We start from the raw sequence: 22647 nt of genomic DNA on the forward strand, positions 1-22647 counted from the left end.
TTGTCTACACCCTCCTAGGGCGCGGTGACGTCAAACAGCGTATACGCCAGGGTCAGATGCTTCACATCGTCAGGCAAATCCCTATCCACGATGAAGCGCACCGGCATTTCGATGCGTTCGCCCGGCTGTAACGTCTGTTGAGTGAAGCAAAAGCATTCGGTCTTGTGAAACCAGGGCGCTGCCTTTCCAGGAGTAATGCCCGGTACGGCCTGGGCCTTCATCGGTTTTTCTGTAGGGTTTTGGGCCACGAAGATCATTTCGTTGACCGCGCCCGGATGCACATACATGCGGCCTGCGCGGGGATAGAACGTCCAGACCATGCCGGCAGAATTGGACGACGTGAACTGCACCTCGATCTGACGCGCCGTATCGATCGGCTGTTCGTCCGTAACGTCACGCAGCGAGTGATAAATCGGTGTCAGCGCAAATCCACACGCACACATGATCGCCACCAGCAGAAGCAGGCGGAAGACGAGCCGTTCAGAGGTGATGCGCTGAGTCATGAATGGCTCACTTTTGCGTTGGGCAATGTGTCGGGAAGAGGGCGGTCACCTTCAGAGTAGTCCGCTTATTGCAAAGACAAGGTGCCCGGCGCGTCGATGTTCAAGCACTTCGGTGCACGCGAGCAATGATTGTTTTTTGACCAAGTGATCAAAAAAAGGCAAAAACCCCGTTGATATAGCCAATGTATATAAATGTGCACCGGTTATGACAAAAGTGTCTTAGGCATTTAGTTAACCGAGCTAACGTATGATCTTCCCTAACTGCAGCACAGGGCGTAACGCCCTCAGGAGTTCCAACTGCCATGAACACCGCCGCATTGCGCGAGCAGATACAACGAGCCCATCAACATGAGGCCAAGACCGGCCACCTGTTGCAACAGTTGGAACAAAAGCTGCCCCATCTTCACCCCGCCATCCACTTGCCGGATGTCGATGCGAGAGAAGTGCTGGCGCGTTTCGTAACCGCTTATATTGATCTGGTGCCCGACCTGCTGGACGTTGCTCACGAGGTTGCGGTGGAAGCCGGGATCGAAGGGCAGATAAAACCGGTGCTGAAAATCGCCGAGCACTTTTTTGCCGCGCCGCCGCCGGTCATGGCCGGGCACGAGGGGCTGGAAAGCCTGCTGGATGAGGCTTACCTGGCGCACCGGCTGGTGGAAGAAGTGAATGATCTGTACATCAAGCATTTCGGTCAGCCGCTGATACCGTCCAATACCACGGTTGCCAGCGTGATCGCCCACCAGTTGATCGGCGAGCAATTTGCCAACGAGCTGGACGAAGCGGTGCATCATGCGGTCGATCAGCTTCTCGACGACGATAGCTTTGCGCTGGACTCGGTCGAAGCCTATCGCGAGAAACTGAGCAGCCCTGAAACCGGTGCAGCCTGGAAGCGCTGGCCAAGCCTGTCACGTCAATTGGGTATCGGCCTGGAGCTGGAACGCTCCGTCATCTGATTCAGACGCCCGCGTCATTGTCTTCGCCCGCAACGGAAGGAGCCGGATATCGCTCCGCTGCTACGCGAAGACCCATCCGGCTCCTTCGATTACCCTGTGTTGCGACGATCAGGTTGCGCCTGAACCAATCCCTGTGGTCGTGTAGACCCGCCCTTCAAGACGACGCTTCAAGCCACGCGGCTCAATGAGCAGCCGGGTTCCGTGAGCCGCGTTGGAGCGGCCCCACTCTTCCAGCAGTTCCAGACACGAGTGATCGATGTAAGACAGGTTGCCCAACGGCACATGCACGGTGCTGCCTTGCGGGATAGTGGCCAATGCCTGAGTCAGCGCTGGCACCTTGAGGAAGGTCGCAGCGCCCACCAGACGCAGCTCACACTCTTTTTCGCCCGCCAGCGGTACCACATTGATCTTCAGGCGCGATGCCTTGAAGGCCAGTTTGACCAGCGTCAGGCCGAAACCGACCAGCACACCTGTCAACAGGTCGGTAAAGACGATCGCCACGGCGGTTGCCGCATAGGTGAACATCGGCATCCGGCCATAGCGGCCCAGACCGCGAAACGCTTTCAGATCGACCAGTTTCAGACCGGTGTAGACCAATACGCCTGCAAGGCTTGCGACCGGGATGCTTTGCAATACGCTCGACAGCAGCAAGACGAACGCCAGCAGCCACGTACCGTGGAGTATGGTCGAGTAACGAGTCTTGGCACCGGCCTGAACGTTGGCCGAGCTGCGCACGATCACGCCAGTCATCGGCAACGCACCCAGCAGTCCGCAGAGCATATTACCCACGCCTTGAGCGCTCAGTTCCTTGTCGAAGTCCGAACGTTCGCCGCTGTGCATGCGGTCCACCGCCGAGGCAGAAAGCAGCGTTTCGGCACTGGCAATGAAGGCGACGACAATGGCGGCAACCAGAATCGCCGGGTCCGCCAGGTTCATCAGGTCCGCAGGGCGCAGCCAGTCGATGGCATCGGCCAGGTTATCGGGCACTTCAACGCGCTTGACCTGCAAGGCCATGAACAGGCTGATACCGGTGGCAATACCGACACCCAGCAGCGCGCCGGGCACGAAGCGCAAGGATTGTGGGCGCAGTTTCTCCCAGCCCCACATGATCAGCATGGTGCCCAGACCGAGCATACCGGCTTGCATGCCGGTGCCTGGCCCGATGGCCTGAACCAGTGTGGCGGGGAAGCCGATCAGGTTATCCAGCCCGGAAGGTTTAGGCCCGCTGTCGAACATGACGTGCGCCTGTGACAGGACGATCAGCACGCCGATGCCGGCGAGCATGCCGTAGACCACCGCAGGTGCGGTTACCCGGAACCAGCAGCCAAGCTTGAATCGACCCGCCAGCAACTGAAGCAAGCCTGCCAGCAGCAGGATCGGCCCGAGCATCGCCATGCCATGCTCACGCACCACTTCAAAGACCAACACAGCCAGGCCCGCAGCCGGACCACTGACCTGCAGTGGCGAACCGGCTATCCAGCCGACCACCAAGCCACCAATGATGCCGGTGATCAGACCTTTGGCCGGCGGCATGCCGGATGCAATCGCGATCCCCATGCACAGCGGCAGTGCAACCAGGAACACGACCACGGAAGCCAGCAGCTCACGCGGTAAAGCGGATTTCAATTCTTTAATACCCATGGCGCTTCTCCGGGATTTTTCAGACGAAGCAAGGCGGGCGGCTCGCATCATGCGTAGCCGCCACCCGCTAAAACAAGGTGCTTGCCGTCAGTAGTGACTGATATCAGTCAGCTGAAAAGCGTGCTTTCGGGGAAGCCATCGGCGTCGGGCCGGTGCCATCGAGCGGCACGAAGGTGTCACGCTCTGCGTCGTAGGCCAGAATTTCGCTGGTTTCGATGCTGTAGACCCAGCCGTGGATGAACAACTGACCACTGGCCATCTTCGCTGCGACCGATGGGTGGGTGCGCAGGTGATGCAGCTGGGAAATCACGTTTTCCTGGGTCAGGACCTGCATGGTTTCCAGCTCGCCGCTGCAATTGCAGTTTTGCTCGACCACTGTGCGGGCTACTTCGGCATGACGCAGCCAGGCTTTTACCGTCGGCATCTTGTCCAGGCTTGAAGGGTTGAGCACGGCACGCATTGCGCCGCAGTCGGAGTGCCCGCAAACAATGATGTGCTGCACGCCCAAGGCGACCACTGCATATTCCAGAGCAGTGGACACGCCGCCGTTCATCTGGCCATACGGTGGCACGACGTTACCGACGTTACGCGTCACAAAAAGGTCGCCTGGCGAGCTTTGAGTGATCAATTCGGGCACGATGCGCGAGTCAGCGCAGGTAATGAACATGGCCCGTGGCGACTGCGCAGTCGCCAGTTTCTTGAACAGTTCTTCCTGCTGAGGGAAGACTTCTTTACGAAAATGAACAAAGCCATCGACGATATGTTTCAACGCTACGTCGGCGCTGTCCGCGTGGCTGGATGTGCTGGACGACGTAGCCGAATGCTGTTTATCAGTGTCTCTCATGTCTTCATCCTCTCTGACGGATTGATGTCGATTCTTCATGTCTGTTTGACCAGAGCCGGATGTGATCACCTGTAACGGGCATCACGAAAAAATCCTTTGAGCGCTATCGCTGCTGTCACTCCGAATTACAGACTAATCGCCCAAGCTTAAGCGAAACTGAATGCGATGGCTCTGGGACGCGGGTTTGCACGATGGTACCAAGTTCGTTACAAGAGTGACATTTGTTCTCCGGGCGGACAAAACGCATCACAATCGAGTGTGAAGCCGTCACGTTTGTTCAATCCGAGCCGTCTGATTGCCAAGGCATAGCGTTGCGCCAGCAGATCGGCAAAAGCTCCTTCGCCACGCATCCTCGAGCCAAAACGACTGTCGTACAGTGCGCCGCCGCGACTTTGGCGAACAAGGCTCATCACATGGTCGGCGCGCTGCGGGTAATGCGCCTTCAACCATTCGTCGAACAGCGGCGCGACTTCCCGCGGCAAGCGCAGCATCACGTAACTGGCGCTCAACGCACCCGCGTCCTTTGCCTCACTCAACAGCGCTTCCAGTTCGTGGTCGTTGATCATCGGGATCATTGGCGCGCACAGCACACCGACCGGCACGCCCGCCTGACGCAATACCCGAATGGCCCGCAAACGGGCCTTGGGCGCTGCGGCCCTGGGCTCGAGAATGCATTTGAGCTCGTCATCCAGCGTCGTCAGGCTGATGAATACCGATACCAGACGCAATTTCGCCATTTCCGCCAGCAGATCCAGATCCCGCAGGATCAGCGAGCCTTTGGTAATGATGCTCACCGGATGACGATAGCGCAGCAATACCTCAAGCGTGGCGCGAGTGATGCGGTGTTCACGTTCGATAGGCTGATACGGGTCGGTATTGGCCCCCAGGGTGATAGGCGCGCAGCGGTAGCCTGGCTTGGAGAGCTGTTGCTCCAGCAGCGTCGCCGCGTTGGTTTTGGCGATCAGTCTGGTCTCGAAATCGAGCCCCGGCGACATGTCCCAATAGGCGTGGCTGGGTCTGGCGAAGCAATAGATGCAGCCATGTTCACAGCCCCGATAAGGGTTAATTGACCGGTCGAAAGGAATGTCCGGCGAGGTGTTGCGGGTGATGATGCTTTTGGCGGTTTCCAGCGTGACGGTGGTGCCCTGCGTCAGCGGGACTTCCTGATACCAGCCGTCATCCTCGGCCACAGACTGGCTGGGCGCAAAACGATTATGCGGATTGCTGGCGGTACCGCGACCACGAACCGGGGACGGGCTGGACATCTGGCATTACTCGGATACTGTTTATCCGTACAGTAAAGCATGTGCCTTGGTGTGTCGCCCAATCAGATCGGTGAAACACCGCTCGGCTGACGAGCGGCGTGCGTGCGGCCCGTTCAGGCATCGCCCTCGTGAGTCAGTTCCAGTACCCGGTCAACCAGCTTGTTGATGCCTGATGCGGCCTCGCCAATGCTTTTGGCGACCATGTAGGCGGGCGTGCTGACCAGTTTGCGTGCTGGGTCTTCGACAATGTCATCGACAGCGCATTGCGCATGGCTGCCGCCCATTTTGGTGATGGCAGCCGCTGTTTCAGGATCGTTGCCGATGGTGCAGATGACGCCTGGGCCATAGATCTTGGCGGCCAGTGCCGGAGTGATGCAGATCAGCCCGACCGGTTTGCCGGCTTCGGCGAACGCCTCGGCCAGCTCCAGCAGCCCGGCTTCTACTTGGCAGGCATGCCCTTCAAGAGCGAGGTCCGAGAGGTTTTTTGCCGAGCCGAAGCCGCCGGGGATGATCAGTGCGTCGAAATCGTCGGCGTTGGCCTCGCGAATGTCTTTCACTTCGCCACGGGCAATGCGCGCCGATTCGATCAGCACATTGCGCGATTCGGGCATTTCTTCGCCCGTCAGGTGATTGATCACATGGTGCTGAGCGATATCCGGCGCGAAGCACTGGACCTGCGCGCCACGTTGATCCAGGCGCAGCAGGGTCAATACGCTTTCATGAATTTCTGCGCCATCGTAGACGCCGCATCCCGAGAGGATAACAGCCACTTTTTTCTGCATCGATTCGGCTCCTTGGTGCGTGAGCTACCTGAAACGTGTCTTTATTGGTCTATGCATTGATCGTTTTACCGGCCGAGTGTTCAGTCGGCACGGCATTGGCGATATTCAGGTGGGCAGATGCGCAAGGGGGCAGCGAGGTCAGACAGCGGCTGGGCGCTGCCGCCGAGTGAGGCCTGTGGGCCTGCACTCGGGAATAGACAGTAGCGCTTTACTCGTCGGTTTTTTTCGTCAGATCGACGGGTACTGCTGCAGGCATATCCAGGTCGGACGCGGCCGCCGATGCACAGAAACGGTCCTTTTCTGCGCGCGCTTCACGGGCAATGCGAGCGTTCTTGAAGCGTCTGCGGATCCACAGGCCAAGGCCAAGCAGTATCAGCGTGCCCAATACCCAGAGCTCGTATTTCTTCACGTTGCCCAGCAAGCCTTCGAGAATCGCGCCGAAGTGGTAAGCCGCCGAGCCCAGCGCCGCCGCCCAGACTGCTGCGCCGATACCGTTCAGCACCAGATAACGGGCGGGTGGGTAGCCGGACAGGCCGATGGCCACGGGCATGACCGTTCGCAGGCCGTACACGAAGCGGAAGCTCAGCACCCAGATGTCGGGGTGTTTGCGCACCAGCCTGAGTGCCTTGTCGCCCATGAGTTGCCAGCGAGGCTTGCGTGCCAGTAGCTTGCGGCCGTGTTTGCGCCCCATGAAATACCACAATTGGTCACCCGCATAACTGCCACAGAACGCGACGAGGATGACGATATTGAGGTCCATGTATCCGCGGAACGCCAGAAATCCGGCAAGAACCAGAATGGTCTCGCCTTCAAAGAAGGTGCCGAGGAAAAGGGCAAAGTAGCCGAATTCGTTCAAGAAATTCTGGAGCATTGTCTGGATGCTGGCGAAATGAACGCGCAGCCTAACGCGCCCAACGCAATGATGAAAGTGTCGATATGTGTCTCGACGTTAAAGATTCTTACAACCACAATGGTTACATCCACGTAAATGTTGTGACCGCGACGTGCAGTCGCAGGTCGAACCATGACTGTCACACATTGGTCATAATGGCGGCTTATAACTGTCGCGCTTGCCCGCGTAAGCGGGCTCAGGAGTCTCGCCGTGAGCTTTACCCCCGCCAACCGCCTGTTTCCTCTCACTCGTCTGCGCCGTAATCGCCGCGACGACTTTTCCCGTCGACTGGTGCGTGAGAACGTCGTTACCGTTGATGATCTGATTCTTCCCGTATTTGTACTCGATGGCGAAAACCGTCGTGAAACCATCGCATCGATGCCAGGCGTCGAGCGCCTGAGCGTCGATCTGCTGCTCAAGGAAGCTGAAAGCTGGGTTGCGCTGGGTATTCCTGCGCTGGCGCTTTTCCCGGTGACCCCGCCGGAGAAAAAATCTCTGGACGGTGCCGAAGCCTGGAACCCGGATGGCATTGCCCAGCGCGCCACCCGCGCCTTGCGTGACCGCTTCCCGGAGCTGGGCGTCATTACTGACGTGGCGCTGGACCCGTTCACTACGCACGGTCAGGACGGCATTCTCGACGAAGAAGGCTACGTACAGAACGACATTACTGTCGACGCGCTGGTAAAACAGGCGTTGTCGCATGCCGATGCGGGCGCTCAGGTGATCGCGCCGTCGGACATGATGGATGGCCGCATTCAGGCCATCCGTGAGTCTCTGGAGCTGGCCGGGCATGTCAACGTGCGGATCATGGCCTACTCGGCCAAGTACGCCAGTGCCTACTACGGCCCGTTCCGCGATGCCGTGGGTTCTTCATTGAACCTGGGCAAGGCCAACAAGGCGTCCTACCAGATGGACCCGGCCAACAGCAACGAGGCGCTGCACGAAGTGGCCGCCGACCTTGCCGAAGGCGCCGACATGGTGATGGTCAAGCCAGGCATGCCTTATCTGGACATCCTGCACAGGGTCAAGGACGAGTTCAAGGTGCCGACCTTTGTCTATCAGGTCAGCGGTGAATACGCGATGCACATGGCAGCAATCCAGAATGGTTGGCTGAGTGAAGGGGTGATTCTCGAATCCCTCACTGCCTTCAAACGCGCCGGTGCCGACGGCATTCTTACCTATTTCGCCGTCCGCGCTGCTCAACTGTTGAAGGGGCAATAGCCTCACAGGAACATTCATGAATACCGAAGCACTCATCGAAGCCGCTGTTGAAGTCGATGTCCAGGAGGCTGCACCGGTGGTCGAGCCTGATATCGAAGTAATCCCGGCCATCGAGGCGCCTGCCGCTTCGTTGCCCGCCATCGTCGCTCCGAACCTGGACGACAGCAGCCTGTATATCCACCGCGAACTGTCGCAATTGCAGTTCAACATCCGGGTACTGGAACAGGCGCTCGATGAGTCCTACCCGTTGCTGGAGCGGCTGAAGTTTCTGCTGATCTTTTCCAGCAACCTCGATGAGTTCTTCGAGATTCGTGTTGCAGGCCTCAAGAAGCAGATCACGTTTGCCCGCGAGCAGGCAGGGGCCGACGGCTTGCAGCCGCATCAGGCACTGGCCAGGATCAGCGAGCTGGTGCATGGTCATGTCGATCGGCAATACGCGATCCTCAACGACATTCTGCTGCCTGAGCTTGAAAAGCATCAGGTCCGCTTCATCCGCCGCCGTCACTGGACGGCCAAGCTCAAGGCCTGGGTGCGTCGCTATTTCCGTGACGAGATCGCGCCGATCATCACCCCGATCGGTCTGGACCCGACGCACCCGTTCCCGCTGCTGGTCAACAAGAGCCTGAACTTCATCGTCGAGCTGGAAGGTATCGATGCCTTCGGTCGCGATTCGGGCCTTGCGATCATTCCGGCCCCGCGTCTGCTGCCGCGTGTCATCAAGGTGCCGGAAGATGTGTGTGGCCCGGGCGACAACTTCGTGTTCCTGTCGTCGATGATCCACGCCCACGCCGACGATCTGTTCCAGGGCATGAAGGTCAAGGGCTGTTACCAGTTCCGCCTGACCCGAAACGCCGACCTGGCGCTGGACTCGGAAGACGTGGAAGACCTGGCGCGCGCGCTGCGTGGCGAACTGTTCTCGCGTCGTTATGGCGACGCGGTACGTCTGGAAGTGGCCGATACCTGCCCTAAACACCTGTCGGACTACCTGCTCAAGCAGTTCAACCTGCACGAGTCCGAGCTGTATCAGGTCAACGGCCCGGTCAACCTGACGCGCCTGTTCAGCATTACCGGTCTGGACAGTCATCCGGAGCTGCAATACCCGCCGTTCACGCCAGCGATTCCCAAGCTGCTGCAGAACAGCGAAAACGTTTTCAGTGTGATCAGCAAGCAGGACATTCTGCTGCTGCACCCTTTCGAGTCGTTCACGCCGGTGGTCGACCTGTTGCGTCAGGCTGCCAAGGACCCGCACGTACTGGCGGTGCGCCAGACGCTGTACCGCAGTGGCGCGAACTCGGAAATCGTCGACGCGCTGGTTGATGCCGCCCGAAACGGCAAGGAAGTCACTGCGGTGATCGAGTTGCGTGCCCGGTTCGACGAAGAGTCCAACCTGCAACTGGCCAGCCGTCTGCAAGCCGCGGGCGCGGTGGTGATCTATGGTGTGGTCGGCTTCAAGACCCACGCCAAGATGATGCTAATCCTGCGGCGCGAGGCAGGCGAGATCGTGCGTTATGCGCACCTTGGGACGGGTAACTATCACGCCGGCAACGCACGTCTTTACACCGACTACAGCCTGCTGACCTCTGACGACGCGCTGTGCGAAGACGTCGGCAAACTGTTCAGCCAGTTGATCGGCATGGGCAAGACGCTGCGCATGAAAAAACTGCTGCATGCGCCGTTCACGCTGAAGAAGGGCATGCTCGACATGATTGCCCGCGAAACGCAGTTCGCGCTCGACGGCAAGTCTGCGCACATCATCGCCAAGTTCAACTCGCTGACCGATCCGAAGATCATCCGCGCGCTGTACAAGGCTAGCCAGTCCGGTGTGCGTATCGATCTGGTAGTGCGCGGCATGTGCTGCCTGCGTCCGGGTATTGCCGGGGTCTCGCACAACATTCATGTGCGCTCGATCATCGGCCGCTTCCTGGAGCACACGCGGGTGTTCTACTTCCTCAACGGCGGCGACGAGCAGATGTTCCTGTCGAGTGCCGACTGGATGGAGCGCAACCTCGACAAGCGTGTCGAGACCTGCTTCCCGGTGGAAGGCAAGAAGTTGATTCTGCGCGTGAAGAAGGAGCTGGAAAGCTACCTGACCGACAACACCCACAGCTGGCTGTTGCAGTCAGACGGGCGTTACGTGCGCAGCACGCCGACCGGCAATCAGAACGCCCGAAGCGCCCAGGCGACCCTGCTGGAGCGCCTGAGCAACCCGGTTCTCAGCGTACGCTGAAGACGATGCCGACTCGGGTCAGCCACTCCGCTTCCAGCGCGAAGTCGGCCTGAGTCAGTTGGTTGTTTTCCAGCCAGCCCTGCGGGAACTCGGCGTCCAGGTTCGGGCCGTCGGCACGCAAGGTCACCCGTGGCATCTCTTGGGTGCCGCGAATGTGGTGGAACAGAATCGCAAAGCGCAACAGCACGCACAGGCGAATCAGCTTGATGCCTTCAGCGCCGAACTCGGCGAACTTGTCCTTGGGAATGTTACGGCGATGACCGCGCACCAGCAGCGCGAGCATTTGCTGGTCTTCGCGTGAAAAACCGGCCAGGTCCGAGTGCTCGATCAGATACGCGCCGTGCTTGTGGTAATGATAGTGGGCGATGTCCAGCCCGACTTCATGCACCTTGGCCGCCCAGCTCAGCAGTTCGGCGTAGCTCTCGTGCTGCAACTCCCAGCTCTCGGCAACCTGCTCCAGCGCATGCAGCGCCTTGGCTTCTACGCGCGCGGCCTGTTCCAGATCGACGTGATAACGCTCCATCAGCGAGCTGAGGGTGCGCTCACGCACGTCTTCATGGTGATGACGGCCCATCAGGTCGTACAGCACGCCTTCACGCAGGGCGCCTTCGCAGTGATCCATGCGCTTGAGTTCCAGCGCATCGAAGATCGCTTCCAGAATCGCCAGACCAGCCGGGAAGATGGCGCGGCGGTCGGGTTTGATGCCGTCGAAGTCGATTTTCTCGACGTCGCCCATCTTGAACAGCTTGCGTTTGAGCCATGCCAGCCCTTCGGCATTGACCTCGCCTGCGCCATAGCCGTTGGCTTTCAGCGCCAGGCCGATGGCGCGAATGGTGCCGGACGAACCGATGGCTTCATCCCACTTGAGGCGATGCAGCGCGTGTTCGATGCTCATGATTTCGAGGCGCGCAGCGGTGTAGGCCTGGGCGTAACGAGCGGGTGTCACCTTGCCGTCGCGGAAGTAGCGCTGAGTAAAACTCACGCAGCCCATCTGCAGGCTTTCACGCAGCAGCGGCTCGAAGCGCTGGCCGATGATGAATTCGGTGCTGCCGCCGCCAATGTCGGCAACCAGGCGCTTGCCGGGGGTGTCGGCCAGCGTGTGGGAGACGCCCAGATAAATGAGGCGTGCTTCTTCGCGGCCGGAAATCACTTCTACCGGATGGCCGAGAATTTCTTCGGCGCGATGAATGAAGTCGTTGCGGTTGCGCGCTTCGCGCAGGGCATTGGTGCCCACAATACGCACGGCGCCGGGCGGCAGGCCGTTGATCAACTGCGCAAAGCGTTTCAGGCAGTCAAGACCGCGCTGCATGGATTCTTCGGTCAGTTGACGCTCTTCATCGATACCCGCTGCCAACTGCACCTTTTCGCCGAGGCGCTCAAGAATGCGAATTTCGCCCTGATTGGCTTTAGCCACAACCATATGAAAGCTGTTGGAGCCCAGGTCGATAGCGGCGATCAGTGAAAGATTCTTGGGTTTGGAGTGCGGCATGTTCAGGAGGTCCCGTTCGATAACCGCACCATCGTGCCACGATCCATGCCTGCCGCCAACGCGAAGCTGTTCAGGTCCGGGAAATACCCGGTATTACTCTCGTGACATGGCGCATGGCTATCCGATTGATGTGATAGTTCTGTCACTGCCGCCCCGGTCGCTCCCACAGTATCGTGCGACGCTCCGCGTCGCATGCCGTTCTGGACGCTCCGCGTCCGGTGTTGACGGTGCTGCGGGTCACGCCTGTTCCGTTGTCCCGATGAAATTCGCCAGTTCCGGGGTTTTCGGGTTGGCGAACAGTACTTTCGGGTCGCCGACTTCATGCACCTTGCCCTGATGCATGAACACCAGTTTGTCGCCCACTTCACGGGCGAAGCGCATTTCGTGGGTGACCATGATCAGGGTCATGCCGTCGGCCGCCAGTTGGCGCACGACGCTGAGCACTTCGTTGACCAGCTCCGGGTCCAGCGCCGAGGTGATCTCGTCGCACAGCAACACCTTGGGCGACATGGCCAGCGCTCGGGCGATCGCTACACGTTGCTGTTGCCCGCCAGACAGGCGATCCGGGTAAGCATCGAACTTCTCGCCCAGCCCGACACGCTCCAGCATCGCTCTCGCCAGTTTCGCGGCTTCTGCTTTTGGCACCTTCTGCACGACCTGCGGCGCAAGCATCACGTTCTCGCCAACGCTCAGGTGCGGGAACAGATTGAACTGCTGAAACACCATGCCGACTTTCTGGCGCAGGGTGCGCAGATCGGCGCGTGCCGCATCCAGGTATTCGCCATCGACTTCAATCACGCCGTCGTTGATCGACTCCAGCCCGTTGAGCGTGCGCAACAGGGTGCTTTTGCCCGAGCCGCTGCGACCGATGATCGCCACCACCTGGCCTTCCTCGACCGAAAGATCGATGCCCTTGAGGACGTGATGATCGCCATAGTATTTATGCAGGGCGGAAATTCTAAGCAGAGGCATGCAGTCTCCTTTCCAGATGGCGCGCGCACAGCGACAAGGGGTAGCAGAGGATGAAATAGCCCAGGGCAACGAAGCCATAGACCATGAAAGGTTCGAACGTGGCGTTGGCCAGCATGCTGCCGGTCTTGGTCAGTTCGGTGAAACCGATAATCGAAGTTACTGCAGTGCCTTTGACCACCTGTACGGAGAAGCCGACCGTCGGCGCAACCGCGATGCGCAGCGCTTGAGGCAGGATCACGTAGCGCATCTGTTCCAGCGGCGTCATCGCAAGACTGGCCGAAGCTTCCCACTGGCCCTTGGAGATCGACTCCACGCAGCCGCGCCAGATCTCGGCGAGGTAGGCGCTGGTGAACAGCGTCAGCGCCAGGGCTGCAGCGGCCCAGGGCGAAATGTCCATGCCCATCAGGGCGACCCCGAAGAACACCAGAAACAGCTGCATCAGCAGCGGTGTGCCCTGAAACAGTTCTATATAAAGCTTGGCGACCACGCGCGGGCCGGATTTTTCCGACGTGCGCATGACCATCACCAGCAAGCCGATCAAACCGCCGCCGATAAAGGCCACCAGCGACAGGGCGAGGGTCCATTGCAGGCCGATCAGCAGGTTGCGCAGGATGTCCCAGAGAGTGAAATCCATCAGCTGCTCCTCGAAATGTAGCGACGCCCGATCCAGGCCAGCAACTGGCGGATCAACAGCGCCATCGCCAGGTAGATCAGCGTGGTCACAATGTAGGTTTCGAACGAGCGGAAGTTGCGCGACTGAATGAAGTTGGCAAAGAAGCTCAGTTCTTTAGTGGCAATCTGCGAGCAGACCGCCGAGCCCAGCATGACGATGATGATCTGGCTGCTCAGCGCCGGCCAGACCTTGCCCAGCGCCGGAACCAGCACCACGTAGCGAAAGGCTTCGTAGCGATTCATCGCCAGCGCTGCCGACGCTTCAAGCTGCCCTTTGGGAATCGCCTGAATGCCTGCCCGAATGATTTCTGTCGAGTAGGCGCCCAGGTTGATCACCATCGCCAGCACGGCCGCCTGCCATTCCGAGATCTGCACGCCCAGCGACGGCAGACCGAAGAAAATGAAGAACAGCTGAACCAGAAACGGCGTATTGCGGATCAGCTCGACGTAAATCGCGAAGATCGTCGCGAAGGGCTGGATTTTCCAGGCCCTGACGACGGCGCCGACAATACCGAGGCTGACACCCAGCAGGGTGCCAATGGCAGTCAGTTCCAGCGTGAACAAAGCCCCGCGCAACAGCACATCAATGTTCTGCAGGACCGGTGTAAAGTCGAAGTGATAAGCCATTGGTGAATCCTGTGACCGGAAAGCGGTGATCAGAGATCGGCGGGCAGTGGTTCCTTCAGCCAGGTCACGGACGCTTTTTCCAGCGTACCGTCAGCCTTGGCGGCGTTGAGGATCTCGTTGACCTTGCTCAGCAGCTCTGGCTGGCCTTTGTTCACGCCAACATAAACAGGCGAATCCTTGAGTTTCACTTTCAGCGCGGGAATGCGCTTAGGGTTGCGCTCGCTGATTGCGACCATCACCACGTTACCGCTGGCGATCAGGTCGGTCTGGCCGGCCAGGTAGGCGGCGATGGTCGAATTGTTGTCCTCGAAACGTTTGATGGTTGCGTCTTCCGGTGCAACTTTCGACAGCTCGATGTCTTCGATCGCGCCACGGGTAACACTGATGGTCTTGCCTTTCAGGTCAGCGATGTCCTTGACCGGAGAATCAGGCGGGCCGAACACAGCCAGGTAGAACGGTGCATAAGCGCGGGAGAAATCGATGACTTTCTCGCGGTCCGGGTTCTTGCCCAGGCTGGAGATCACCAGATCAACCTTGCCGGTGGTCAGAAACGGAATGCGGTTGGTGCTGTTGACCGGCGTCAGTTCCAGCTTGACCTTCAGCCTGTCGGCCAGCAATTGCGCTGTGTCGATGTCCAGGCCGCGTGGCTTCATGTCCGGGCCGACCGAGCCAAAGGGCGGGAAGTCCTGCGGAACGGCCACCTTCAAGGTGCCACGCGCTACAACGTCGTCCAGGCCGTTGGCGTGGGCGGGTGTCTGACTCAGCATCAGACTGGCAAACAAGGCAGTAAGCAAGGCGCTGTAACGCTTGGTCATGTGAAGGCTCCGGGCGAAACGAAAGATGTTGGCCAGTCTCCAGTGCACAGCGCATGCCATCCGCTCGTAACGCGCCATAACTCAAGGTTTGCAGTGTGATTACGGTCTTACTGGTCTGACCAGTTGGCGGCGCGCGCGCCCCGCTTTGGCGCGCCTCAAGCCCCGGCCGCCCCAGCGCTGGGCGTCGCTTGCCCAATTGCCGGGATGACGTTAAAAGGAATTTTTACTGGACTGACTGGCCTGAACAGTGATGCCTAACACTTCACTCGCAGTACCCGAATCAGCCCTGCGGGCCATTCGCAAGTTGATTGCCGAGCAAGGGTACAAGCCTGGCGAAAGCCTGCCGTCGCAGCGCGATCTGGCGGTTTTGCTGGGTGTCAGTCGTGCATCGCTGCGCGAAGCCCTTTCATCGCTCAGCGCGTTGGGCGTGGTCAGCGTTCAGCCCGGTAAAGGCGTGTTCGTGCAATCGATTTCTGAACCAGAACAGCGCACGGGCGGATTTTCCTGGCCGTTCGACGCTCAGGTTTCCCCCGCTGATACCTTCCAGCTGCGTTATGCGCTGGAAGGTTTCGCTGCGGGCCTGGCCGCCGTGACCCTGACCGCCGACGAGCGCGACGTACTGGAAGACAACGTCGAAGCCATGCGCCTGGAGTTGCGCGGCGGCGACTTCGAGGCCGCGGCCCGGCTGGATTTCGAGTTCCATCGGCATATTCTGGTCGCGAGTGGCAATCAGGCTATGTTGGGGATCGTCACCGCAGGCGCCGATATTTTTCTCGAAAGCCAGAAAATGCCGTTCATACGTGCGGCCAGGGTCATGGAAACCTGGCAAGAGCATCGCAAGATCCTTCGCGCGCTGGCCCGCCATGCGTCGGGGCCTGCGCAAAAAGCCATGCAGGAGCACATACGAGGCGCAGCGCTGCGCACCGGTATCGTGTTCGTTTCGCCCTCCGGCTGAAAGCCCTTGATAACGCCCGTCATGCGCCACCATAGCCAGAGTCAATGAACCTTCGCTTCCTGAATGACTTGAGGCCCGCTATGATGAGCGTCGTTTTTAGCCTATGACCTCGGAGACTTCCATGAGCAACGACCTGATCAAACACGTCACCGACGCCAGCTTTGAAGCCGACGTACTCAAGGCTGATGGTGCTGTACTTGTTGATTACTGGGCTGAGTGGTGTGGCCCGTGCAAGATGATTGCCCCGGTACTGGACGAAATTGCCACTACCTATGCCAGCAAACTGACCATTGCCAAACTGAACATCGACGAAAATCAGGAAACCCCGGCCAAGCATGGCGTGCGTGGTATCCCGACGCTGATGCTGTTCAAGAATGGCAACGTCGAAGCGACCAAAGTGGGCGCTCTGTCGAGGTCGCAGCTGGCCGCGTTTCTCACTGCTAACGATGTCGTCCCCGTGTGAAGCGCTTCAAAGCCCCGCAAATAGCGGGGTTTTTTTCGGGTGTCGTACTAGACGCCTGGAAAATCAGGTGGTACATTCGGCCCCGCAACGGCTTCTCCGTTGCCCCCTGCTAGCCGTCGCCGACGCTCTCCTTTCGATTTAGTACGCGATCCTGTCGCCTTTTCTGCGGCGCGGCCTCATTAAGCCAAAAGCTTAATTTCCCCCTCCATACATGATTACGTCATTCCCCATATGAACCTGACTGAACTCAAGCAAAAGCCGATTACCGAATTGCTCGAAATGGCCGAACAGGCTGGCATCGAAAATATGGCCCGTTCGCGTAAGCAGGACGTCATTTTTTCCCTGCTTAAACGGCACGCCAAAAGTGGCGAGGAAATATCCGGTGATGGCGTGCTGGAGATTCTCCAGGACGGCTTCGGTTTCCTGCGCTCTGCAGACGCGTCCTACCTGGCCGGCCCGGATGACATCTACGTCTCCCCTAGCCAGATCCGCCGTTTCAACCTGCGTACCGGCGACACCATCGTTGGCAAGATCCGTCCACCGAAGGAAGGTGAGCGTTATTTCGCTCTGCTCAAGGTCGACACGATCAACTACGATCGCCCGGAAAACGCCAAGAACAAGATTCTGTTCGAGAACCTGACGCCGTTGTTCCCGACGATTCGCATGAAGATGGAAGCCGGTAACGGTTCCACCGAAGACCTGACCGGTCGTGTGATCGATCTGTGTGCACCGATCGGTAAAGGTCAGCGTGGTCTTATCGTTGCTCCGCCAAAAGCGGGCAAGACCATCATGCTGCAGAACATCGCGTCGAACATCACGCGTAACAACCCGGAAGTGCACCTGATCGTTCTGTTGATCGACGAGCGTCCGGAAGAAGTAACCGAAATGCAGCGCACCGTGCGCGGCGAAGTGGTTGCCTCGACATTCGACGAACCGCCAACCCGTCACGTACAGGTTGCCGAAATGGTGATCGAGAAGGCCAAGCGCCTGGTCGAGCACAAGAAAGACGTCGTTATCCTGCTCGACTCCATCACCCGTCTGGCGCGCGCCTACAACACCGTCATCCCGAGCTCCGGCAAGGTACTGACCGGTGGTGTCGATGCTCACGCACTCGAGAAGCCAAAGCGTTTCTTCGGTGCTGCGCGAAACATCGAAGAAGGCGGCTCGCTGACTATCATCGCCACCGCACTGGTTGAAACCGGTTCGAAGATGGATGAAGTCATCTACGAAGAGTTCAAGGGTACGGGCAACATGGAGCTGCCTCTGGATCGCAAGATCGCCGAGAAGCGCGTGTTCCCGGCCATCAACATCAACCGCTCCGGCACACGCCGCGAAGAGCTGTTGACCGCTGATGACGAGTTGCAGCGCATGTGGATCCTGCGCAAGCTGCTGCACCCGATGGACGAAGTCGCGGCTATCGAGTTCCTTATCGACAAGCTCAAGCAGACCAAGACCAACGACGAGTTCTTCCTGTCCATGAAACGCAAGTAACAGACAGGCTGGCTCAAAAAATGGTGTCCTCCGGGGCACCATTTTTTTTGCCTGTGCGCCGCGGATTTGCTGCCTTGGCGGGCGGGAGCAGGTACGATGTGCGTCTATTTGGATAAATGGCCGGGTTAATGAAATTCAAAGATCTAAGGGATTTCGTGCAGCAGTTGGAGCAGCGCGGAGAGTTGAAACGCATTCAGATGCCGATCTCGCCTGTGCTGGAAATGACTGAAATCTGTGACCGTACCTTGCGCGCCAAAGGCCCGGCCCTGCTGTTTGAAAACCCGGTTGGCTTTGATATTCCGGTGCTGGGCAACCTGTTCGGCACACCCGAGCGCGTGGCCATGGGCATGGGCGCGGAAGCCGTCACCGAGCTGCGCGAAATCGGCAAGTTGCTGGCGTTCCTCAAGGAGCCCGAGCCGCCCAAAGGCCTGAAAGACGCCTGGTCCAAGTTGCCCATCTTCCGCAAAGTCATCGCCATGGCGCCCAAGGTCGTCAAGGATGCACCCTGCCAGGAGATCGTCATCGAGGGTGATGACGTCGATCTCGGCATGTTGCCCGTGCAGACCTGCTGGCCGGGCGATGTCGCGCCGCTGATCACCTGGGGCCTGACGGTGACCAAAGGCCCGAACAAGGAGCGGCAGAACCTCGGTATTTATCGCCAGCAGGTCATTGGCCGCAACAAGATCATCATGCGCTGGCTCAGCCATCGCGGCGGCGCACTGGACTTCCGCGACTGGTGCGCCAAGCACCCTGGCGAGCCTTATCCGGTGGCCGTTGCGCTGGGCGCTGACCCGGCGACCATTCTGGGTGCCGTGACGCCGGTGCCCGACAGCTTGTCCGAATACGCCTTCGCCGGGCTGCTGCGTGGCTCGCGCACCGAGCTGATCAAGTGCCGTGGCAGCAACCTGCAAGTACCGGCCAGCGCCGAAATCGTGCTTGAGGGCGTGATTCATCCGGGCGAGATGGCCAACGAAGGCCCTTACGGCGATCACACCGGTTATTACAACGAAGTCGACAGCTTTCCGGTGCTCACCGTCGAGCGCATCACCCATCGCGTCAAACCGATCTATCACAGCACCTACACCGGCCGTCCACCGGACGAACCGGCTATTCTAGGGGTGGCGCTGAACGAAGTGTTCGTGCCGATCCTGCAGAAGCAGTTTCCGGAAATCGTCGATTTCTACCTGCCGCCCGAAGGCTGTTCGTACCGCATGGCGGTGGTGACCATCAAGAAACAGTACCCCGGCCATGCCAAACGCGTGATGCTGGGCGTCTGGTCGTTCCTGCGCCAGTTCATGTACACCAAATTTGTGATCGTCACCGATGACGACATCAATGCGCGTGACTGGAACGACGTGATCTGGGCAATCACCACCCGCATGGACCCCAAGCGCGACACGGTCATGATCGACAACACGCCCATCGATTACCTCGACTTTGCCTCTCCGGTGTCTGGATTGGGATCAAAAATGGGCCTGGATGCCACTAACAAATGGCCAGGGGAAACCAGCCGCGAATGGGGCAGGGCGATCGTCAAGGACGAAGCCACTACCCGTCGGGTGGACGAGATCTGGACTCAGTTGGGAATAGACTGATGCGCGTAACCTTGCAGCCCTCAGGTGCGGTACTCGAAACCCTGCCGGGCGAGCGGATTCTGGATGCTGCACAGCGCCTGGGCTATGAATGCCCGCAAAGCTGTCGCAACGGTAACTGTCATGTCTGCTCGGCCTTGCTGGTCGAAGGGCGGGTCATGCAATCGGGGCAGGTGCTCGATCACGGCGAGATTCATACGTGTGTGGCCGAGCCGCTGGCAGCGTGCGTCGTGCTGTGGGATGGCGTGCTGGCCAAAGGTGAACTGCCGGTGCGCAGCTTTGCCTGCCAGTTGAGCGAGTGTGTCGAAATCGGTGGCGACGTCTGGCGTGTGGGCCTGCGTGCGCCGGCCGGCAAGCCGCCGCGCTATCACGCCGGGCAGTACCTGATGATCGAGCGGGAGAACGGCGAGAAATCGGCGTTCTCCATCGCATCAGCGCCGCACAGCGGTCGTGAGCTGGAGCTGCACGTGCTGGCCCGCGAAGACAGCGCACGCAGCCTCATCGAACAGCTGCAACGCAACAAAATGGCAAGGGTCGAACTGCCGTTTGGCGACACCCACCTTGCCGAGCTGCCGGACGGGCCGTTGGTGCTGATCGCTGCCGGTACGGGCATGGCGCAAATGAACAGTTTGCTTGAGCACTGTCGCTCCACAGGCTTTAGTCATCCTGTGCACCTGTACTGGGGCGTGCGTCGCCCCGAAGATTTTTACCAGGTCAGCCACTGGGATGAGTGGGCGACCCTGCCCAACCTGTTCCTGCACAAGGTCGTCAGCGATCTGTACGGTTGGGAAGGGCGCTGCGGTCTGCTGCACGAGGCAGTTTGCGAGGACATCAAGGATCTCTCGGCGGTTCACGTGTACGCCAGCGGTTCGCCGGCAATGATTTACGGGACGCTGGACGCGCTTGTCAGTGCCGGTATGGATGCTCATCAGATGCGCGCAGACGTGTTTGCCTACGCACCACGTCCGTGATGCCGGACTGACGGCTGTATAACTGGAGTGTAAATTGCTACAACTGCTTATAGCGTCTGGCGATGTCAACGAGTCGCCAGATGCCTTTTTGAAAAGACAGGCCTGTGGTCTGTGGCAACAACCGAACCACGACACCCTGATGCCGCTCACCCATGAGCGAGTCAGCGGGGCTCGGTAAAAACTGACAGCCAGACTGTCAGGGAGGCAAATGGAGAACCCAATCAACGAGTTGGCCGCTGCAGTGCACGACGGCCTCGGTCTGACGTACCCGCCCATCATCGACATGGGCCCACAGCTCACCCGCGAGCAACTGCTCGCATCCATGAGCGCCACCATGCGCCGCCACAAGGGCGGTCCGGTCTGGCTGTTCGCTTACGGGTCGCTGATCTGGCGTCCCGAGTGCACCGCCGTAGAGAGCCAGCGCGGTCGAGTGCACGGTTATCACCGCGGGCTTTACCTGTGGTCGCACGAACATCGCGGCACGCCGGAAGTCCCTGGCCTGGTATTCGGGCTGGACCGCGGCGGCTCATGCACCGGTTTCGCCTATCGCCTGCCGGATGATTGCCTCGAGAAGTCGCTGCTGGCCTTGTGGGAGCGCGAAATGCCTTATCCCTCATACCGGCCGCACTGGCTCAACTGCCGCCTTGAGGACGGCCGACAGGTACAGGCATTGGGGTTCGTGCTGGAGCGGCATTTGCCCAGCTATGCGGGCAACCTGCCAGACAGCGTGCTCAGCCAGGTGCTGGCCAGCGCGAGCGGACGTTACGGGACCACTCGCGATTACGTGGAGCAGACCGCCAAGGCGCTGCGTAGCCACGCCATGCCAGACCTTAATCTGGAGGCGCGGCTCAAGCGCTGCAAGTCAGAGACTGCCTGACTAGCCTTTGATGTCGCGGGACGTACTGGCGACCTGTTTGTGCCGCAGCGTTGGCGCAAGGAACACCATCGCCAGAATGCACGCGCCGATCAGCAGCACGAAGCCGCCATCCCAGCCGAAGTGGTCAACCGTGTAGCCCATCGCCGCGCTCGCCGCGACAGAGCCACCCAGATAGCCAAACAGCCCGGTAAAGCCCGCTGCCGTGCCCGCCGCCTTCTTGGGTGCCAGTTCCAGTGCCTGCAAACCGATCAGCATCACCGGGCCGTAGATCAGGAAGCCGATGGACACCAGCGCGATCATGTCGACGGTCGGGTTGCCTTCAGGGTTCAGCCAGTACACCAGCGTGGCAATGGTCACCAGAAACATGAACACCATGCCGGTCAGGCCGCGATTGCCCTTGAAGATCTTGTCCGACATCCAGCCGCACAGCAGCGTGCCCGGAATACCTGCCCACTCGTACAGAAAGTAAGCCCATGAGGTCTTGTCGACCGTGAAGTGCTTGGCTTCTTTCAGGTAGGTCGGTGCCCAGTCCAGCACGCCGTAGCGCAGCAGATAGACGAACACATTGGCCATGGCGATGTACCACAGGAATTTGTTGCGCAGCACGTACTTGACGAAGATTTCCCGAGCGCTGAATTCTTCCTCGTGGCTTTCATCGTAGCCTTCCGGGTAATCGTTCTTGTAGTGCTCGATAGGCGGCAGGCCCACCGATTGCGGCGTGTCGCGCATCGTGGCGAAGGCGAATACCGCCACCAGCAGCGCAACCGCCGCCGGCACATAGAAAGCTGCATGCCAGTCGTTGGTCCAGCCCATACCCAGCAGAAACAGCGGACCAATCAGGCCGCCGCCCACGTTGTGCGCCACGTTCCACACCGACACCACACCGCCGCGCTCTTTCTGCGACCACCAGTGCACCATCGTCCGCCCACTCGGCGGCCAACCCATGCCCTGCGCCCAGCCATTGATGAACAGCAGCACGAACATGATCGTGACACTGGACGTCGCCCACGGCGCGAAGCCGAAGATGAACATGATCCCGGCAGACACCAGCAGGCCGAACGGCAGAAAGTAACGCGGGTTGGAGCGATCCGAAATGATCCCCATGAGGAATTTCGACAAACCGTAGGCAATCGCAATGGCAGACATCGCCAGGCCCAGTTGGCCGCGCGTGTAGCCTTCGTCGATCAGATACGGCATCGCCAGCGAGAAATTCTTGCGCAGCAAATAGTAGCCGGCGTAGCCGATAAAGATGCCTGCGAAGATCTGCCAGCGCAGACGCCGATAAGTGCTATCGACTTTTTCTTCGGGAAGGGGTGCCTGGTGTCTGGCGGGGCGGAAAAACCCGAACATGGAGAAGCTCCTGATTATTGTTTTTTTGCGAATGCGAATATTACA

21 protein-coding genes are annotated in these 22647 nt (G+C 59.4%); 9 read left to right on the plus strand and 12 right to left on the minus strand.

Annotated features, from left to right (window positions below):
• Positions 1–14 precede the first annotated feature (14 nt).
• Positions 15–503: a cytochrome c oxidase assembly protein gene (locus tag DW49_RS0125210; protein ID WP_005621423.1), complete on the minus strand. Its 489-nt coding sequence runs from the start codon at positions 501–503 to the stop codon at positions 15–17.
• A 302-nt stretch (positions 504–805) separates the two neighbouring features.
• Between DW49_RS0125210 and DW49_RS0125215 the strand changes: the two genes are divergently transcribed.
• Positions 806–1456: a hypothetical protein gene (locus DW49_RS0125215; RefSeq protein WP_005621421.1), complete on the plus strand. Its 651-nt coding sequence runs from the start codon at positions 806–808 to the stop codon at positions 1454–1456.
• Between the two features lie 108 nt (positions 1457–1564).
• Here DW49_RS0125215 and DW49_RS0125220 read toward each other — a convergent pair whose 3' ends face one another.
• The 5 genes from DW49_RS0125220 to DW49_RS0125240 all read right to left on the minus strand — a co-directional run bounded on the left by DW49_RS0125220 (position 1565) and on the right by DW49_RS0125240 (position 6859).
• Positions 1565–3097, minus strand: a complete 1533-nt coding sequence (locus tag DW49_RS0125220; RefSeq protein WP_005621419.1) for a SulP family inorganic anion transporter — start codon at positions 3095–3097, stop codon at positions 1565–1567.
• Between the two features lie 103 nt (positions 3098–3200).
• Positions 3201–3941 carry a carbonic anhydrase gene (locus tag DW49_RS0125225; protein ID WP_003380033.1) on the minus strand — a complete coding sequence of 247 codons (741 nt, stop codon included), beginning with the start codon at positions 3939–3941 and terminating at the stop codon, positions 3201–3203.
• Positions 3942–4147: 206 nt separating this feature from the next.
• Complete coding sequence (locus DW49_RS0125230; RefSeq protein WP_005621416.1) at positions 4148–5206, minus strand: PA0069 family radical SAM protein; 1059 nt, start codon at positions 5204–5206, stop codon at positions 4148–4150.
• 113 nt (positions 5207–5319) lie between these two features.
• Complete coding sequence (gene elbB, locus DW49_RS0125235) at positions 5320–5988, minus strand: isoprenoid biosynthesis glyoxalase ElbB (protein ID WP_005621414.1); 669 nt, start codon at positions 5986–5988, stop codon at positions 5320–5322.
• 208 nt (positions 5989–6196) lie between these two features.
• Complete coding sequence (locus tag DW49_RS0125240; protein WP_024420004.1) at positions 6197–6859, minus strand: DedA family protein; 663 nt, start codon at positions 6857–6859, stop codon at positions 6197–6199.
• A gap of 231 nt (positions 6860–7090) precedes the next feature.
• On the opposite strand from DW49_RS0125240, the gene hemB reads away from it, so the two are divergent.
• Positions 7091–8101: a porphobilinogen synthase gene (gene hemB / locus DW49_RS0125245; protein ID WP_005621410.1), complete on the plus strand. Its 1011-nt coding sequence runs from the start codon at positions 7091–7093 to the stop codon at positions 8099–8101.
• Positions 8102–8117: 16 nt separating this feature from the next.
• Positions 8118–10328, plus strand: a complete 2211-nt coding sequence (gene ppk1, locus DW49_RS0125250; protein ID WP_005621409.1) for a polyphosphate kinase 1 — start codon at positions 8118–8120, stop codon at positions 10326–10328.
• Here the strand turns inward: ppk1 and ppx are convergent.
• The 5 genes from ppx to DW49_RS0125275 all read right to left on the minus strand — a co-directional run bounded on the left by ppx (position 10315) and on the right by DW49_RS0125275 (position 14903).
• Positions 10315–11817 (minus strand): exopolyphosphatase, encoded by a 1503-nt coding sequence (gene ppx, locus DW49_RS0125255; RefSeq protein WP_005621407.1) that lies wholly within the window; start codon positions 11815–11817, stop codon positions 10315–10317. The two genes, ppk1 and ppx, sit on opposite strands and share 14 nt — an antisense overlap.
• Positions 11818–12054: 237 nt before the next feature.
• Entirely contained in the window at positions 12055–12789 is a 735-nt protein-coding gene (locus DW49_RS0125260; RefSeq protein WP_003380043.1) for an amino acid ABC transporter ATP-binding protein, read from the minus strand.
• Positions 12776–13426 (minus strand): amino acid ABC transporter permease, encoded by a 651-nt coding sequence (locus DW49_RS0125265; protein WP_032617726.1) that lies wholly within the window; start codon positions 13424–13426, stop codon positions 12776–12778. Before DW49_RS0125265 ends, DW49_RS0125260 begins: the two co-directional genes overlap by 14 nt.
• The gene (locus DW49_RS0125270) at positions 13423–14088 is read right to left on the minus strand and encodes an amino acid ABC transporter permease (protein WP_005621402.1); all 666 of its coding nucleotides are present in this window, start codon (positions 14086–14088) and stop codon (positions 13423–13425) included. The genes DW49_RS0125265 and DW49_RS0125270 overlap by 4 nt, the downstream gene beginning before the upstream one ends.
• Before the next feature lie 29 nt (positions 14089–14117).
• On the minus strand, positions 14118–14903 hold the full coding sequence (locus DW49_RS0125275; RefSeq protein WP_005621400.1) for a transporter substrate-binding domain-containing protein: 786 nt from the start codon (positions 14901–14903) through the stop codon (positions 14118–14120).
• A gap of 250 nt (positions 14904–15153) precedes the next feature.
• On the opposite strand from DW49_RS0125275, the gene DW49_RS0125280 reads away from it, so the two are divergent.
• The 6 genes from DW49_RS0125280 (at position 15154) to DW49_RS0125305 (ending at position 21252) form a co-directional block, all read left to right on the plus strand.
• On the plus strand, positions 15154–15858 hold the full coding sequence (locus tag DW49_RS0125280; RefSeq protein ID WP_003380050.1) for a FadR/GntR family transcriptional regulator: 705 nt from the start codon (positions 15154–15156) through the stop codon (positions 15856–15858).
• A gap of 121 nt (positions 15859–15979) precedes the next feature.
• Positions 15980–16321, plus strand: a complete 342-nt coding sequence (gene trxA, locus DW49_RS0125285; RefSeq protein ID WP_005621398.1) for a thioredoxin TrxA — start codon at positions 15980–15982, stop codon at positions 16319–16321.
• Between the two features lie 231 nt (positions 16322–16552).
• A complete protein-coding gene (gene rho, locus DW49_RS0125290) occupies positions 16553–17812 on the plus strand; it encodes a transcription termination factor Rho (RefSeq protein WP_002551560.1) in 1260 nt (419 codons plus the stop codon).
• Positions 17813–17940: 128 nt separating this feature from the next.
• Positions 17941–19407 (plus strand): 4-hydroxy-3-polyprenylbenzoate decarboxylase, encoded by a 1467-nt coding sequence (gene ubiD, locus DW49_RS0125295; protein WP_024420150.1) that lies wholly within the window; start codon positions 17941–17943, stop codon positions 19405–19407.
• Positions 19407–20375, plus strand: a complete 969-nt coding sequence (locus DW49_RS0125300) for a CDP-6-deoxy-delta-3,4-glucoseen reductase (RefSeq protein ID WP_005621392.1) — start codon at positions 19407–19409, stop codon at positions 20373–20375. Before ubiD ends, DW49_RS0125300 begins: the two co-directional genes overlap by 1 nt.
• Positions 20376–20583: 208 nt before the next feature.
• Positions 20584–21252 carry a gamma-glutamylcyclotransferase gene (locus DW49_RS0125305; protein ID WP_003380057.1) on the plus strand — a complete coding sequence of 223 codons (669 nt, stop codon included), beginning with the start codon at positions 20584–20586 and terminating at the stop codon, positions 21250–21252.
• On the opposite strand, the gene glpT is transcribed toward DW49_RS0125305, so the two are convergent.
• Positions 21253–22602, minus strand: coding sequence for a glycerol-3-phosphate transporter (glpT, locus tag DW49_RS0125310; protein ID WP_005621390.1), 1350 nt, complete (start codon positions 22600–22602; stop codon positions 21253–21255).
• Positions 22603–22647: the final 45 nt, after the last annotated feature.

Origin of the sequence: Pseudomonas avellanae BPIC 631 (assembly GCF_000444135.1) — a bacterium.
GTDB classification, from domain to species: Bacteria; Pseudomonadota; Gammaproteobacteria; order Pseudomonadales; family Pseudomonadaceae; genus Aquipseudomonas; species Aquipseudomonas avellanae.

What these genes read in the sequence shown, in the direction of transcription:
- trxA (WP_005621398.1), top strand. Translation starts at nt 15,980, where the DNA reads ATGAGCAACGACCTGATCAAACACGTCACCGACGCCAGCTTTGAAGCC.
- DW49_RS0125260 (WP_003380043.1), bottom strand. Translation starts at nt 12,789, where the DNA reads ATGCCTCTGCTTAGAATTTCCGCCCTGCATAAATACTATGGCGATCAT.
- DW49_RS0125210 (WP_005621423.1), bottom strand. Translation starts at nt 503, where the DNA reads ATGACTCAGCGCATCACCTCTGAACGGCTCGTCTTCCGCCTGCTTCTG.
- DW49_RS0125270 (WP_005621402.1), bottom strand. Translation starts at nt 14,088, where the DNA reads ATGGCTTATCACTTCGACTTTACACCGGTCCTGCAGAACATTGATGTG.
- ppk1 (WP_005621409.1), top strand. Translation starts at nt 8,118, where the DNA reads ATGAATACCGAAGCACTCATCGAAGCCGCTGTTGAAGTCGATGTCCAG.
- ubiD (WP_024420150.1), top strand. Translation starts at nt 17,941, where the DNA reads ATGAAATTCAAAGATCTAAGGGATTTCGTGCAGCAGTTGGAGCAGCGC.
- DW49_RS0125280 (WP_003380050.1), top strand. Translation starts at nt 15,154, where the DNA reads ATGCCTAACACTTCACTCGCAGTACCCGAATCAGCCCTGCGGGCCATT.
- DW49_RS0125215 (WP_005621421.1), top strand. Translation starts at nt 806, where the DNA reads ATGAACACCGCCGCATTGCGCGAGCAGATACAACGAGCCCATCAACAT.
- ppx (WP_005621407.1), bottom strand. Translation starts at nt 11,817, where the DNA reads ATGCCGCACTCCAAACCCAAGAATCTTTCACTGATCGCCGCTATCGAC.
- DW49_RS0125225 (WP_003380033.1), bottom strand. Translation starts at nt 3,941, where the DNA reads ATGAGAGACACTGATAAACAGCATTCGGCTACGTCGTCCAGCACATCC.
- elbB (WP_005621414.1), bottom strand. Translation starts at nt 5,988, where the DNA reads ATGCAGAAAAAAGTGGCTGTTATCCTCTCGGGATGCGGCGTCTACGAT.
- rho (WP_002551560.1), top strand. Translation starts at nt 16,553, where the DNA reads ATGAACCTGACTGAACTCAAGCAAAAGCCGATTACCGAATTGCTCGAA.
- DW49_RS0125305 (WP_003380057.1), top strand. Translation starts at nt 20,584, where the DNA reads ATGGAGAACCCAATCAACGAGTTGGCCGCTGCAGTGCACGACGGCCTC.
- DW49_RS0125240 (WP_024420004.1), bottom strand. Translation starts at nt 6,859, where the DNA reads ATGCTCCAGAATTTCTTGAACGAATTCGGCTACTTTGCCCTTTTCCTC.
- DW49_RS0125220 (WP_005621419.1), bottom strand. Translation starts at nt 3,097, where the DNA reads ATGGGTATTAAAGAATTGAAATCCGCTTTACCGCGTGAGCTGCTGGCT.
- glpT (WP_005621390.1), bottom strand. Translation starts at nt 22,602, where the DNA reads ATGTTCGGGTTTTTCCGCCCCGCCAGACACCAGGCACCCCTTCCCGAA.
- DW49_RS0125230 (WP_005621416.1), bottom strand. Translation starts at nt 5,206, where the DNA reads ATGTCCAGCCCGTCCCCGGTTCGTGGTCGCGGTACCGCCAGCAATCCG.
- DW49_RS0125275 (WP_005621400.1), bottom strand. Translation starts at nt 14,903, where the DNA reads ATGACCAAGCGTTACAGCGCCTTGCTTACTGCCTTGTTTGCCAGTCTG.
- DW49_RS0125300 (WP_005621392.1), top strand. Translation starts at nt 19,407, where the DNA reads ATGCGCGTAACCTTGCAGCCCTCAGGTGCGGTACTCGAAACCCTGCCG.